We start from the raw sequence: 14,509 nt of genomic DNA, 5'->3' as shown, positions 1-14,509 counted from the left end.
GTTTACCCGCGAAGAAGGTACCGCCGAATTTCGGTTTTACTCGGAACGCTTGATCAACCGCTCGATCCGCGCATCCAGCCGGCGTTTGATCTCGTTCTCGATATGCGGGGTAAAGTCGTTGATCACGTCCTGCATGATCATCTGCGCCGCGGCACGCAGCTCGCTTTCCAGGTGCAGCAGGGTATCCTGGCGGCGGGTCTGCGGATCGTCTTCGGGCTCGACCGGTTCGGCCGCAGGCGCGGGGTTGCCGGGCGCTTCTTCCAGCAGCAGTGGGATCTGCTCCACTGTCTCGGTCAGCAGTGGCGGTTGCAGGTCGGCATCGCCAAGCAACTGGCGGATCGACTCGAGGTCATCGAGCAGATGGGCGGAATCGGGTAGCGGGGAGGGTTTGTCCATCGTCGTCAAAGTCGCTGTAAGCGGTGGTCTTGCAGAGCATAGCCCTGTTCACGGTAGAAACGGAATCGCTCACGTGCCGATTGGCGGATGCCAGGTTCTTCGACGACGATCTCGGCGATGCGCTCGAACTGGCCGACGAAGCCCGGCACGCCGGCGCCCAGGTTGATCAGCAGGTCGCGATGGTCGCCGGCGTCGTCGGCCAGGCCTAGGGCCACGCGCGCGTCGGCGTGCACCTCTGCCAGGTCGTGAGGCACGAAAGCTTCGCCCTTGAAGTGCCACAGGCGTTGGTCCAGCTGGTCGCGCTGGTCGGCATCCTGGCAATGCAGGTAGACCCGGTGGCCGAGGCGCCAGGCCTTTTCACACAGCTTGCAGGCGAAGTCCAGGCGCGCCGACAGTGCGTCGGTGGGCAGGATGTAGAAATCGACTTTGCTCATGGTGGTATCGCCGGCCGATGGCGCACGAGGCGCCACCGGCTGCACGGCGTCAGGCGCCAGCGCGGTCCAGCAGGTACTGGGTCAGCAGGGGCACCGGGCGGCCGGTGGCGCCCTTGTCCTTGCCACCGCTGACCCAGGCCGTGCCGGCGATGTCCAGGTGCGCCCAGTCGTAGGCCTTGGCGAAGCGCGACAGGAAGCAGCCGGCGGTGATGGTGCCGGCTTTCGGCCCACCGATGTTGCCCATGTCGGCGAACGGGCTGTCCAGCTGCTCCTGGTATTCATCGAACAGCGGCAGCTGCCAGGCGCGGTCGTCGGCGCGCTTGCCGGCGTCGAGCAACTGGCCGACCAGGTCGTCATTGTTGCCCATCAGGCCGGAGGTGTGGCTGCCCAGGGCGACGATGCAGGCGCCGGTGAGGGTGGCGATGTCGATCACCGCCTGGGGCTTGAAGCGTTCGGCGTAGGTCAGGGTGTCGCACAGCACCAGGCGGCCTTCGGCGTCGGTGTTGAGGATTTCCACGGTCTGGCCGCTCATGGTGGTGACGATGTCACCCGGGCGGGTGGCGCCGCCGCTCGGCATGTTTTCGGCACAGGCCAGCAGGCACACCAGGTTGATCGGCAGTTGCAGCTCGAGCACCGCACGCAGGGTGCCGAGCACGCTGGCCGCACCGCACATGTCGTATTTCATCTCATCCATGCCGGCACCTGGCTTGAGGCTGATGCCGCCGGTGTCGAAAGTAATGCCCTTGCCAACCAGCACGAACGGCTTTTCGGCTTTCTTGCCGCCCTGGTAGTTGAGCACGATCAGGCGTGGCGGCTGGTCGCTGCCCTGGCCGACGGCGTAGAACGCGCCCATGCCCAGGTCCTTGATCTTCTTCTCGTCCAGTACCTCGACCTTCAGCGCCTTGTGCGCCTTGCCCAGGTCCTTGGCCTGTTCGGCGAGGAAGCTTGGGTGGCACAGGTTGGGCGGCAGGTTGCCGAGGTCGCGGGTGAAGGCCATGCCGGTGGCGATGGCACTGGCGTGCTTGACCGCGCGCTCGACGTCGGCCTGGCCGGCCTTGTCGGCCAGCAGGGTGACCTTTTTCAGGGCGCGAGGCTCGGCCTTCTGGCTTTTGAAGCGGTCGAACGTGTATTCGCCATCGAGCAGGGTTTCGGCCAGCAGGCGGTATTTGCCGTAGTGGGCGTCGCGGTTGTTGACCGCAATGTCATCCAGGGCCAGCACTGCATCGCTGCCGTTCAGGCCCTTGAGCACGCCGGCGACGCTGCTGACCAGTTTGCGCCAGGCGCGGTCGCCCAGGGCTTCGTCCTTGCCGCTGCCCACCAGCAGCACGCGTTCGGCCTTCAGCCCGGGGACACTCTGCAGCAGCAGGGTCTGGCCCGGCTTGCCGGCCAGGTCGCCACGCTTGAGCACGGCACCGATAGCGCCTTCGCTGGCCTGGTCGACGGCCTTGGCCACGGCGCCGAGCTTGCTGTTTTCACCTACCGGAATGACCAGGGTGGCGGTTTTTACGGATGCAGCAGCTACGCTTTTTACAACCAGTTCCATGTCAGGATCCCCGAATGATCGATGCAGTTGGCGCTGTGTGCTCCAGCGCTCTGGACGGGCCTGGCTGCGTTATCGCGCGCCAGCGGAAAAGCTGCCAGTTTGAGCCTGCGGCAAGCGTGCTGACAACCCCGTTGTACGCCTTCATGCGCAGCGAAGTGACAGGGGCGTTCAATCACAGGATAATGCGCGCACTTTACATGGAGGTTCGCCTTTGGCGAACCGGCATTGGTCTTGGATGTACTAAGTCATTGTCTGGCGCCATTGCTTGGCAGTCCGCCCTGACAACCCAGGAGTGTCTGGTTTGATCGTCTTTCGTTATCTGTCCCGCGAGGTCCTGGTGACCTTGAGCGCCGTCAGCGCCGTGCTGCTGGTGATCATCATGAGCGGGCGCTTCATCAAGTACCTGGCCCAGGCTGCCCAGGGTGTGCTCGACCCGAGCGTGCTGTTCCTGATCATGGGCTTCCGCCTGCCGGGTTTCCTGCAGCTGATCCTGCCTTTGGGGCTGTTCCTCGGCATTCTCCTGGCGTACGGGCGCCTGTACCTGGAAAGCGAGATGACCGTGCTGTCGGCCACTGGCATGAGCCAGCAGCGCTTGCTCGGCCTGACCATGGCGCCGGCCGCCCTGGTTGCCCTGCTGGTGGCCTGGCTGAGCCTGAGCCTGGCGCCGCAGGGCGTTGCCCAGGTGCAGCAGATCATCAGCCAGCAGGATGCCCTGACCGAGTTCGACACCCTGGTGCCGGGCCGCTTCCAGACCCTGCGCGATGGTTCGCGGGTGACCTACACCGAACAGTTGTCTGACGATCGCATCAACCTGGCCGGGGTGTTCATCTCCGAGAAGCGCTTCAACCAGGACAAGACCAAGGACCGCGCTCCATCGGTGCTGGTCGCCGAAAAAGGCCACCAGGAAATCCAGGCCGACGGCAACCGCTACCTGGTGCTGGAAAACGGCTACCGTTACGACGGTAACCCCGGCCAGGCCGACTACCGCGCCATCAAGTACGACACCTACGGCGTGCTGCTGCCCAAGCCGGAGGTCAGCGAGGAAGTGACCGAGCGCGAAGCCATCCCCACCTCCGAGCTGATCGGCAAGCCGGGCCTGCGTGAGCGTGCCGAGCTGCAATGGCGCCTGTCGCTGCCCATCCTGGTGTTCGTGGTCACCTTGCTGGCGGTACCGCTGTCCCGCGTGAACCCGCGCCAGGGCCGCTTCCTCAAGCTGCTGCCGGCAATTCTTCTGTACATGGCCTACCTGACAATGCTGATTTCCACACGCGGCGCCCTCGAAAAGGGCAAGTTGCCGATCGCCCTGGGCATGTGGTGGGTCCACGGCCTGTTCCTGCTGATCGGCCTGGGCCTGATGTACTGGGAGCCGCTGCGCCTCAAGCGCGCCGCCCGCCGTGCGGAGGTGGCCCATGGCTAAGCTCGACCGTTACATCGGCCAGAGCGTGCTGCTGGCCATTCTCGCCGTACTGGGCATCATCCTTGGCCTGGCCTCGCTGTTCGCCTTCATTGATGAAATGAGCGACCTGAGCGATACCTACACGGTGATGGAGGCGGGCAACTTCGTTTTGCTGACCGCCCCACGGCGCCTGTACGAAATGCTGCCGATGGCCGCCCTGATCGGTTGCCTGATTGGCCTGGGCAGCCTGGCCAGCAGCAGCGAACTGACCATCATGCGTGCTGCCGGGGTATCGATCGGCCGCATCGTCTGGGCGGTGATGAAGCCGATGCTGGTGCTGATGCTGGTCGGCCTGCTGATCGGCGAATACGTGGCACCGGTGACCGAGAACAAGGCCCAGGCCGACCGTTCGCTGGCCCAGGGTGGGGGTGAGGCACAAAGCTCCAAGCGTGGCATGTGGCACCGCCAGGGTGACGAGTTCGTGCACATCAACGCCGTGCAGCCCAACGGCCTGCTGCTGGGCGTGACCCGCTACCGCTTCGACAGCGAACGCAAGATCGTCACTTCGAGTTTCGCCCGCCGAGCCCAATACCAGGACGATCACTGGCTGCTTGCCGACGTGCGCACCACCTTCTTCCGTGGTGACCATACCGAAGTGGTGAACACACCGCAGGAGCGCTGGGACGTTTCGCTCACCCCGCAATTGCTCAATACCGTGATCCTGGCGCCTGAGTCGCTATCGATTACCGGCTTGTGGGATTACATCCACTACTTGTCCGACCAGGGCCTGAACAACGCCCGTTACTGGCTGGCGTTCTGGACCAAGGTGCTGCAACCGATGGTGACCGCGGCGCTGGTGCTGATGGCGATCTCGTTCATCTTCGGCCCGCTGCGTTCGGTGACCCTTGGCCAGCGCGTGTTCACCGGTGTGCTGGTGGGCTTCGTGTTCCGCATTGCCCAGGACCTGCTGGGGCCATCGAGCCAGGTGTTCGGCTTCCCACCGCTGTTGGCGGTGGTGATCCCGGCCGGCATCTGTGCGTTGGCAGGGATGTGGCTGTTGCGCCGGGCGGGGTAATGGCCTGAACCGTACAAAAAAAGCCGACCTCAGGGTCGGCTTTTTGCTGGCATTTGTGTTGGCTTCTTCGCGGGCGTGCCCGCGAATAGGCTGGAAGCAGGCAATACAGGTCTCAGCTCATTTGTTCTGCTTCGGCACCCGCACCAGCTGGCTTTCCGAATAGATGTCATGCCAGCCGCGCTTGCGCTTGTCGATCAACGCCCAGAAGAAACCCAGCCCCAGGCACAGCCATGAGGCGATCGACACCACGAAGCGCAACAGCGCCTGCCACAGGCTGATGGCCGTGCCATCGGCGTTCTGCACCCGCACCCCCCACACCTGCATGCCCAGGGTCTGCCCGCCATGGGTCCAGAACTTGGCAAAAAAGCCGAACAGGGCAAACAGCAGTAGCGTCGACAGCAGCGGGTCGCCATCCAGCGCACCGGCCTCGGTCAGCTCGCGCATGCGTGCTTCGCCGATGATTGCCATCTGGATCATCTTGTAGGCGCCAGCGGTCACGATCAGTAGTGCCGTGCACAGCAAAAAGTCGTAGAACATCGCCGCCAGGCGCCGGCCCAGGCCGACCGGCGGAAAATCACCCTGGGGTGTGAGCAGAGGCTTGGACATGCAGAACGGCTCCAGAAGACGAAGCCGATATTCTACGGGCAAAAAAAAGCCCCTGCACTTGGCAGGGGCTTTTTCGAAGTCGGGCTCAGCTTAGCCGATGACCTGAACTTTGTCAGCTTGTAGGCCTTTCTGGCCCTGCACTGCTTCGAAGGAGACCTTCTGGCCTTCTTTCAGGCTCTTGAAGCCGTTGCCTTCAATAGCGCGGAAGTGCACGAACAGATCAGCACCGCTTTCTGGGGTGATGAAACCGTAACCTTTTTCGTCATTGAACCACTTGACGGTACCGTTCTGACGCTCAGCCATTGTCTTATTTCCTATGAAGCTTGAATTTTGATGACAGTTTCTTTTGCAATAAATAGTAAGCAAAAGATTACTGGGCTGGGTTGCAGGAAAGTAAGAGACGTCAAACGGGTTGTAGCAGATTGCGGCTACTGGCCCAGGTCACGAACTGTTGCGACCCATGCAAACACAGTGCAGTGACTCTACGCCAACTCCCGAGCGAAAAACAAGCCCTTGGTCGTCTGGAAAATCGGCCGTTTGCCGATAACCGACCAGTTTGTCGGAAACGGCATGGCGCCTGGCCTGGCGCCATGTTCAAAAGTTATTAGGCAGGTTCGGAAACGAATAAGCCGAACCTGGCTGCACGCTTCACAAAACGGCTTCAGCCTCGGTAGTAACGTTGCGCCACGAAAGGCATTTTACTGACTTTCAAAGCCACCTTCTTGCCACGCACCACGGCAAACAGTGGCGTGTCGATTGCTGCATGTTCGCTATCGATATAACCCATTGCGACCGGTGCGCCGAGTGTCGGGCCAAAGCCGCCACTGCACACTTTGCCTACCGGGTGATCGTTGGCATCGACAATGTCAGCGCCTTCGCGTACTGGCGTACGTTCCTGCGGCAACAGGCCCACGCGTTTGCGCGGCACGCCATCGCGCTGCTGGGCGAAGATGTGCTCGGCCCCAGGGAAGCCACCGGCACGCGCGCCATCGGCACGGCGTACCTTGGAAATGGCCCACAGCAGGCTGGCTTCGACCGGGGTGGTTTCGCTGTTCATGTCGTGGCCGTACAGGCACAGGCCGGCTTCCAGGCGCAGCGAGTCGCGCGCGCCCAGGCCGATCGGCTGCACTTGCGGCTCGGCCAGCAGGCGACGGGCCAGGGCTTCGGCAGCGTGTGCCGGTACCGAAATCTCGTAGCCGTCTTCGCCGGTATACCCCGAGCGGCTGACGTAGCAGTCTTCACCCAGCAACTTTACTGTGCGGAACTGCATGAAGGTCATGCTGGCTACTTCCGGGGCCAGGCGCGCCAGCACCTCGGCTGCCGCCGGGCCTTGCAGGGCCAGCAGGGCACGCTCCTCGAACAGCGCTTGCACCTCGCAGCGGCCACCGATATGCGCTCGCAGGTGGGCCAGGTCCTGGTCCTTGCAGGCAGCGTTGACTACCAGGAACAGGGTGTCGTTGCCCAGGTTGGCGACCATCAGGTCGTCGAGGATACCGCCTTGCTCATTGGTGAACATGGCATAGCGCTGCATGCCTACCGGCAGGTCGAGGATATCCACCGGCACCAGGCTTTCCAGGGCCTTGGCGGCGTCGCTGCCGTGCAGCTTGATCTGGCCCATGTGCGAGACATCGAACAGGCCGGCCTGCTCGCGGGTGTGCAGGTGCTCCTTGAGCACGCCCAGCGGGTACTGCACTGGCATGTCGTAGCCGGCGAACGGCACCATGCGCGCACCCAGTTCCAGGTGCAGGGCGTGCAGCGGGGTCTTGAGCAGTGTTTCGGACATCGGTGACTCCTTGCTGTAGTTGTCGGGTCAACATTCGATGATGTTGACGGCCAGGCCGCCTCGGGCGGTCTCTTTGTATTTGCTTTTCATGTCGGCGCCGGTCTGGCGCATGGTACGGATCACCTTGTCGAGCGACACGTAGTGCTGCCCGTCGCCGCGCAAGGCCATGCGCACCGCATTGATCGCCTTCACCGAGCCCATGGCGTTGCGCTCGATGCAAGGCACCTGGACCAGCCCGCCAATCGGGTCGCAGGTCAGGCCCAGGTTATGTTCCATGCCGATTTCGGCGGCGTTTTCCACTTGCTGCACGCTACCACCCATCACCTCGCACAGCGCCCCGGCGGCCATCGAGCAGGCCACGCCGACCTCGCCCTGGCAGCCCACTTCGGCGCCGGAGATGGAGGCGTTTTCCTTGTACAGGATGCCGATCGCCGCGGCGGTGAGCAGGAAGCGCACCACCCCGTCTTCGCTGGCGCCTGGCACAAAGCGCATGTAGTAGTGCAGCACCGCCGGCACGATTCCCGCGGCACCATTGGTGGGCGCGGTGACCACGCGCCCGCCGTTGGCGTTTTCCTCGTTCACGGCCAGGGCGTAGAGGTTGACCCAGTCGAGTACCGACAGGGCATCGCGCAGGCTGGCTTCCGGGTGGCCGCTCAACTGGCGGTACAGCGCCGGTGCCCGGCGCTTGACCTTCAGCCCGCCCGGCAGGATGCCTTCATGCCGGCACCCGGCGTCCACGCAGCCCTGCATCACCTGCCAGATGCGCAGCAGGCCGGCACGGGTTTGCGCCTCCGGGCGCCAGGCCGCTTCGTTGGCCAGCATCACCTGGCTTATCGACAGGTTTTGCGCGGTGCAATGGCCGAGCAGCTCCTTGGCGGTCTTGAACGGGTAGAGCAGTGGCGTACTGTCCTCGACGATGCGGTCGTGGCCGGCGGCATCCTCGTCAACCACGAAACCACCGCCCACCGAGTAGTACTCGCGGCTGCGGATCTGCAGGCCGGCTTCGTCGAAGGCGCGGAAGATCATGCCGTTGGGGTGGTAGTCCAGTGGTTTGCGGATCATCGCCAGGTGCTGTTTTTCGACGAACGCGATGCTGCGCTCGCCGAGCAGGTTGATCCGGCCGCTGTCGCGGATCGCCTGCAGGCGGGCGGGGATGGTGTCGGTATCGACGCTGTCGGGGTGTTCGCCTTCAAGGCCCAGCAGCACGGCCTTGTCGCTGCCGTGGCCCTTGCCGGTGGCGCCCAGCGAGCCATACAGCTCGGCTTTGACGCTGCGGGTACGGGCGAGCAGGCCATCACGGCGCAGCCCCTCGGCGAACCGTGCTGCAGCGCGCATCGGGCCGACCGTGTGGGAGCTGGAGGGGCCGATGCCGATCTTGAACAGGTCGAAGACGCTCAGTGACATGGGAGACCTCCAGCCAGGAATATTGGGCGGATTTGGTGAACCCTGTGGGAGCGGGCACGCCCGCTCCCACAGAGGCCCACACCTCAAGCAAGGTAGCGGGCCCGAGGGCTATCAGGCGTCCTGATAGCTCTCGATCGACGGGCAGGCGCAGACCAGGTTGCGGTCGCCGAACACGTTGTCGACCCGACCGACCGGCGGCCAGTACTTGCCTTCCACCAGGCTCGGCAGCGGGTACACCGCCTGCTCGCGGCTGTAGCCGTGGGCCCATTCGCCAACCAGCTCGGCCGCCGTGTGCGGCGCGTTCTTCAGCGGGTTGTCGTCCTTGTCCAGGCTGCCGTTCTCGACCGCGCGGATTTCTTCGCGGATCTGGATCATCGCGTCGCAGAAGCGGTCCAGTTCTTCCTTGGACTCGCTTTCGGTCGGTTCGATCATCAACGTACCGGCCACCGGGAAGGACATGGTCGGGGCGTGGAAACCGAAGTCGATCAGGCGCTTGGCCACATCGTCGACGCTGATGCCGCTGGTGTCCTTCAGCGGGCGCAGGTCGAGGATGCACTCGTGGGCCACCAGGCCATTGCCGCCGGTGTACAGAACAGGATAGTGCTCTTCCAGGCGGCGAGCGATGTAGTTGGCGTTGAGGATCGCCATCTGCGAGGCACGCTTGAGGCCGGCACCGCCCATCATGCGAATGTACATCCAGGTGATCGGCAGGATGCTGGCGCTGCCGAACGGTGCGGCACATACCGCGCCTGCGGTGTTGTCGAGCTGCGCGTGGCCGGGCAGGAACGGTGCCAGGTGCGACTTGACGCCGATCGGGCCGACACCTGGGCCGCCGCCGCCGTGCGGGATGCAGAAGGTCTTGTGCAGGTTCAGGTGGGAAACATCGCCACCGAACTTGCCCGGCGCGCACAGGCCGACCATGGCGTTCATGTTGGCGCCGTCGATGTACACCTGGCCGCCGTTGTCGTGGATGATCGCGCAGATTTCGCCGATCGCTTCCTCGAACACGCCGTGGGTCGACGGGTAGGTGATCATGATCGCGGCCAGGCGCTCGCGGTGTTCGATGGCCTTGGCGCGCAGGTCCTCGACATCGACGTTGCCGCGGGCGTCACAGGCGGTGACCACTACGCGCATACCGGCCATGTGCGCAGTGGCCGGGTTGGTGCCGTGGGCCGACGACGGGATCAGGCAGATGTCGCGGTGGCCTTCGCCACGGCTGCGGTGGTAGGCGCGGATGGCCAGCAGGCCGGCGTACTCGCCCTGCGAACCGGCGTTGGGCTGCAGCGACACGGCGTCATAGCCGGTGGCGGCGCAGAGCATGGCCTCCAGCTCGGTGGTCAGCTGCAGGTAGCCCTGGCTCTGCCCGGCCGGGGCGAACGGGTGCAGGTTGCCGAACTCGGCCCAGGTGACCGGGATCATTTCGCTGGCAGCATTGAGTTTCATGGTGCACGAGCCCAGCGGGATCATGCTGCGGTCCAGCGCCAGGTCCTTGTCGGCCAGGCGGCGCAGGTAGCGCATCAGCTCGGTTTCGCTGTGGTAGCGGTTGAATACCGGGTGCTGGAGGATGGCCGACTGACGCAGCAGCGCCGCAGGCAGCAGCGAGCCGGTGCTGCTGGCCAGGGCGTTGAAGTCTGGCTGCGCCTGGTCGCCACCGAGCAACTGCCACAGGGCTTCGACATCGGCCTGGCTGCTGGTTTCGTCAAGCGACAGGCCGAGGTGCTCGGCGTCGATCTGGCGCAGGTTGATACCCTGGGCACGGGCCTTTTCATGCAGGCTGGCGGTGGCACTGCCGGTGGCCAGGGTGAGGGTGTCGAAGGCGCTGCTGCCGACTACCTGGAGGCCCAGTGTCTTCAGGCCGGCGGCCAGGATCGCGGTCAGCGCATGGGTGCGTTCGGCGATGCGCTTGAGGCCGGCCGGGCCGTGGTACACGGCGAACATGCTGGCGATGTTGGCCAGCAGCACCTGGGCGGTGCAGATGTTGCTGGTGGCCTTCTCGCGGCGGATGTGCTGCTCGCGGGTCTGCATGGCCAGGCGCAGGGCGGTCTTGCCGAAGCGGTCGATCGACACACCGACCAGGCGGCCCGGCATGTCGCGCTTGAACGCATCGCGGGTGGCGAAGTAGGCCGCATGCGGGCCGCCGAAGCCCAGTGGCACGCCGAAGCGCTGGGCGCTGCCGATGGCCACGTCGGCGTCGAACTCACCCGGCGGGGTCAGCAGGGTCAGGGCCAGCAGGTCGGCGGCCACGGCGACCAGCGCATTGGCTGCGTGGAAGCGCTGCACCACCTCGCGGTAGTCGAACACTTCACCATTGCTGGCCGGGTATTGCAGCAGGGCGCCGAAGAAGGGGCTGACATCACCCAGTTCGCGCTCGTCGCCGACCACGATCTCGATACCCAGCGGCTCGGCACGGGTGCGCAGCACGTCGAGGGTTTGCGGGTGGCAGTGCACCGAGGCGAAGAAGGCATGGCTGGCCTTGTTCTTCGACAGGCGTTTGCAGAAGGTCATGGCCTCGGCCGCGGCGGTGGCTTCGTCGAGCAGCGAGGCGTTGGCAATCGGCAGCCCGGTCAGGTCGCTGATCAGGGTCTGGAAGTTCAGCAGCGCTTCCAGGCGGCCCTGGGAGATTTCTGGCTGGTAGGGGGTGTAGGCGGTGTACCAGGCCGGGTTTTCCAGCAGGTTGCGCAGGATTGGCGCCGGGGTGTGGGTGTTGTAGTAGCCCTGGCCGATGTAGCTCTTGAACAGCTGGTTCTTGCCGGCAATGGCCTTGAGCGCAGCGAGCGCGTCGGCTTCGCTGTGGCCGCCGTGCGCACCCAGCACGCTGGTGCCCTTGATGCTGGCGGGGATGACTGCGTCGGTCATGGCGTCCAGCGAGTCGAAGCCGAGGGCGGCCAGCATGGCTTGTTCGTCAGCGGCACGCGGGCCGATGTGACGGGCGATGAATTCGTTGGCGGTGCCGAGGTTGATCGTCATGGCGCAGGTCCTCAGGCGTCGTCGTTGGCTTTGATCAGGCGGTTGTAGGCGTCCTGGTCGAGCAGGGCGGCTACGGCGCTGGCATCGGCGGGAATGAAGCGGAAGAACCAGCCTTCACCCAGCGGGTCTTCGTTGACCAGTTCCGGGCTGTCTTCAAGCTGGCCATTGACCTGCACCACTTCACCGGTCAGCGGCATGTACACGCCGCTGGCGGCCTTGACCGACTCGACGGTGGACGCTTCGCTGCCTTTCTCATACTGCTGCAACTCTGGCAGTTGCACGAAAACCACATCGCCAAGGGCATTCTGCGCGTAGGCGGTAATGCCCACGGTAACGCTGCCATCGGCTTCGACGCGCAGCCATTCGTGATCTTCAGTGAAACGCAACTCGCTCATGGGGAATCCTCGGGAAGCAGGGGCGTTGGGCGCGGTGGTTCCGCGCTCTTGGGTTGGGATTCCCTTAGCAAAAATGCGGCCAATCAAATAAAAACCTTTTAAATCAATTGGTTATGTTTTTTGTTGGCGCTTGTTGTGTTCACGGTGGAATGAAAACGCTACACGCAATCGTTACGGGAAAAGCGTTGGAGGATCAAACCCTTGTCCAGCGCCTTCCAGGCTAGCCTGTAGCGAATCCAATACAGTGTAATGAAATGGATACAGTGGTGCCCGTCAGCACCACAGGCCGTCGCGCCTGAACTACCCGGCAGGCGCGTCTCAGGTGTGCCTAGAAGCGCCAGAATGCGGGCGCGATGAGTACCAGCACAGTAAGGATTTCGAGCCGGCCCAGCAGCATTCCGATCGTCAGCAACCACTTCGCTGCATCGGGTAGCGAAGCAAAATTGCCGGCCGGTCCAATCAGATTGCCCAATCCGGGCCCGACATTGCACACGGCGGTGGCGGCACCGCTCAAGGCCGTGGTCCAGTCGAGGCCGATCAGGGTCAGCAGCAGGGCGATCACCGCGATGGTGATGAAGAAGAAAAACGAAAAGGTCAGCAGCGAACGCACGATATCTTCGTCGATGGGGTGGCCATTGTACTTCTTCGAAATCGTCGCGCGCGGATGGATCAACTGCTTCAGGCTGCTGACCAGCAACGATGCCGCCACCTGGAAGCGGAAGATTTTCAGGCCCCCGGCCGTCGACCCTGAACAGCCCCCGACGAAGGTCAGGTAGAAGAACAACAGCACGGCAAAGCTGCCCCACAGCGTGTAGTCACCGACCGCAATCCCCGTCGTGGTGACCACCGAGGTGACATTGACCGCCACGATCCGCAACGCGTCCCACCACGACAAGTCGCTGTGCCAGCAGAGCCACGTGCCCACCGTGACCGACACGAAAGCCAGAAAGCCGAGGAAGCCGCGTACCTGATGATCCTTGATCAAGGCCCGGCGGTGGCCGCGCAAGGTCGCCACATACAAGGTGAAGGGCAGGCTGCCGAGGATCATGATGACCACCGCCACCCAGTGCACTGCGGGCTGGGTCCAGTGCCCGAGCGATGCATCGGAAGTCGAGAAGCCACCGGTCGAGATCAGTGACATCGCATGGTTGATGGCTTCGAACGGGGTCATCCCGGCGGCCCACAGCGCCAGCGTGCCGACTGCGGTGAGCCCCAGGTACACCGCCAGAATCATCTTCGCCGCGACGTGCGAGCGTGGTGTGACTTTGTCCGACCAGTCCGAAGATTCGGTCTGGAACAGGCGCATGCCACCGACGCGCAACAGCGGCAAGACCGCGACGGCCATGCCAATGAAGCCGATGCCGCCGAGCCAGTGCAGCATCGAGCGCCAGATCAACAGCCCGGGCGAGGCGCTGTCGAGGCCGGTCAGGACCGTGGAACCGGTGGTGGTGATGCCCGACATGGTTTCGAAGAATGCATCGGTGTAGCTGATGTGCCGGATCAGCACCATGGGCAAGGCGGCGAACGCGCAAACCACGATCCAGCTCGCGGTGGTCAGGAAATACATGTCCCTGGCGCGGATCTGCGGCGCCTCAGGTACGCCGCGGGCTACCAGCACCAGGCCAGCGCACAGCGCGATCAGGCTCGACCAGAGAAATGCGCCAAGATCGTCGCTGCGGCTGTACAGGATCAGCGTGGCCATGGGCACGACCATGCTGAGGGACAACGTGATCAGGAAGACACCGATGATGAAGGCGATGAAGCGCAGCGCGGGGAGAGGCATCGAACAAGCTCGCTTGGAATATGCCGGGCAGTATTTACAGCGCCACGGCATTGTCGAGTAAAAAAACCGTAAAGGTCCTGACCCGGCCGGCGCATCGTAAGGGTTGTTCGACAGTGTATCAGCGCTGCGTTTGTGTCATCGGGCTTTCCCTTTTCAGGTTGGGCCGTCAATGCGCTTGGCGAGCACAACTGCGCTCCAGTAGTGGCTGCCGTTGTGGCTCCGGCGAGTCCACCCCTGAGCCATCAGTTGCCTGGCGATCATCCGGTTCATGAGCCCATGACCCAGCAGCATCACCGGCCCCTCGCTGGCAAGTGACAGTAACCGTTGCGCTGCGATGCTGGCACGGAGCCTGGCAGCGCTGACGGTTTCGACATCGCGCGAGTAACCGCACAACCACAGCAGGCGAAGAATGAATGCCCAGGTAAACGGTGAAAGTCGAGGTAACCTCCATTGGCCAAACGGCAGCTGCGCTTCACAAAAAAGTGCATCGACGTGGCTGGGCGCAAGACCAAGCGCCTGTAGCGAGCTCAGTGCACGTGGCGCTGTGCTCGACACGATCACCCGTGCCCGCGTGGCAAGCTGCAGGCTGGCGGCCGGGACGGGCTGGTCGGTGATTCCGGCGCGGTCGTAGCCGTCGATCCAGCCCTGCATATCCCGTGCGGACACTTTTTTGCCGGCAACCAGTGCCGGCTGGCCGTGGCGCATCAGGATTATTTCCCTGTCCATG

The 14,509-nt window shown here is 63.8% G+C and carries 13 protein-coding genes; 2 read left to right on the top strand and 11 right to left on the bottom strand.

Going from position 1 to position 14,509, the window contains the following annotated elements:
• Positions 1-36 precede the first annotated feature (36 nt).
• From JKP78_RS10735 to JKP78_RS10725, 3 genes are read right to left on the bottom strand one after another with little or no spacing between them, the layout of a single operon-like run.
• Positions 37-396 carry a DNA polymerase III subunit chi gene (locus JKP78_RS10735; RefSeq protein ID WP_200626649.1) on the bottom strand — a complete coding sequence of 120 codons (360 nt, stop codon included), beginning with the start codon at positions 394-396 and terminating at the stop codon, positions 37-39.
• A gap of 5 nt (positions 397-401) precedes the next feature.
• Entirely contained in the window at positions 402-830 is a 429-nt protein-coding gene (locus tag JKP78_RS10730) for a DNA polymerase III subunit chi (RefSeq protein ID WP_170028426.1), read from the bottom strand.
• A gap of 49 nt (positions 831-879) precedes the next feature.
• Positions 880-2,373: a leucyl aminopeptidase gene (locus JKP78_RS10725; RefSeq protein ID WP_200626648.1), complete on the bottom strand. Its 1,494-nt coding sequence runs from the start codon at positions 2,371-2,373 to the stop codon at positions 880-882.
• A gap of 301 nt (positions 2,374-2,674) precedes the next feature.
• Here JKP78_RS10725 and lptF point away from each other — a divergent pair, with 301 nt between their 5' ends.
• Positions 2,675-3,790, top strand: a complete 1,116-nt coding sequence (lptF, locus tag JKP78_RS10720; protein ID WP_186686185.1) for an LPS export ABC transporter permease LptF — start codon at positions 2,675-2,677, stop codon at positions 3,788-3,790.
• Positions 3,783-4,844 (top strand): LPS export ABC transporter permease LptG, encoded by a 1,062-nt coding sequence (gene lptG / locus JKP78_RS10715; RefSeq protein ID WP_170028429.1) that lies wholly within the window; start codon positions 3,783-3,785, stop codon positions 4,842-4,844. The genes lptF and lptG overlap by 8 nt, the downstream gene beginning before the upstream one ends.
• Before the next feature lie 117 nt (positions 4,845-4,961).
• Here lptG and JKP78_RS10710 read toward each other — a convergent pair whose 3' ends face one another.
• The 8 genes from JKP78_RS10710 to JKP78_RS10675 form a co-directional block, all read right to left on the bottom strand.
• Positions 4,962-5,450 (bottom strand): RDD family protein, encoded by a 489-nt coding sequence (locus JKP78_RS10710; RefSeq protein ID WP_186686183.1) that lies wholly within the window; start codon positions 5,448-5,450, stop codon positions 4,962-4,964.
• A 90-nt stretch (positions 5,451-5,540) separates the two neighbouring features.
• Positions 5,541-5,753 (bottom strand): cold-shock protein, encoded by a 213-nt coding sequence (locus JKP78_RS10705; protein WP_075043881.1) that lies wholly within the window; start codon positions 5,751-5,753, stop codon positions 5,541-5,543.
• A gap of 358 nt (positions 5,754-6,111) precedes the next feature.
• The gene (gcvT, locus tag JKP78_RS10700; protein ID WP_186686181.1) at positions 6,112-7,233 is read right to left on the bottom strand and encodes a glycine cleavage system aminomethyltransferase GcvT; all 1,122 of its coding nucleotides are present in this window, start codon (positions 7,231-7,233) and stop codon (positions 6,112-6,114) included.
• Between the two features lie 27 nt (positions 7,234-7,260).
• Positions 7,261-8,637, bottom strand: a complete 1,377-nt coding sequence (locus JKP78_RS10695) for an L-serine ammonia-lyase (protein ID WP_186686179.1) — start codon at positions 8,635-8,637, stop codon at positions 7,261-7,263.
• 111 nt (positions 8,638-8,748) lie between these two features.
• On the bottom strand, positions 8,749-11,604 hold the full coding sequence (gene gcvP, locus JKP78_RS10690; protein WP_200626647.1) for an aminomethyl-transferring glycine dehydrogenase: 2,856 nt from the start codon (positions 11,602-11,604) through the stop codon (positions 8,749-8,751).
• Between the two features lie 11 nt (positions 11,605-11,615).
• Positions 11,616-11,999, bottom strand: coding sequence for a glycine cleavage system protein GcvH (gene gcvH, locus JKP78_RS10685; RefSeq protein ID WP_200626646.1), 384 nt, complete (start codon positions 11,997-11,999; stop codon positions 11,616-11,618).
• A 328-nt stretch (positions 12,000-12,327) separates the two neighbouring features.
• Positions 12,328-13,782, bottom strand: a complete 1,455-nt coding sequence (locus tag JKP78_RS10680) for a TrkH family potassium uptake protein (RefSeq protein ID WP_170028435.1) — start codon at positions 13,780-13,782, stop codon at positions 12,328-12,330.
• A gap of 153 nt (positions 13,783-13,935) precedes the next feature.
• Positions 13,936-14,508 carry a histidine phosphatase family protein gene (locus JKP78_RS10675; protein ID WP_186686170.1) on the bottom strand — a complete coding sequence of 191 codons (573 nt, stop codon included), beginning with the start codon at positions 14,506-14,508 and terminating at the stop codon, positions 13,936-13,938.
• Position 14,509 lies beyond the last annotated feature (1 nt).

It is taken from the genome of Pseudomonas sp. LAM2023, from assembly GCF_016620375.1.
GTDB lineage: Bacteria > Pseudomonadota > Gammaproteobacteria > Pseudomonadales > Pseudomonadaceae > Aquipseudomonas > Aquipseudomonas anuradhapurensis.
Note: the sequence above shows the minus strand (reverse complement) of the source record. Positions and strands in the feature narration are given on the sequence as shown.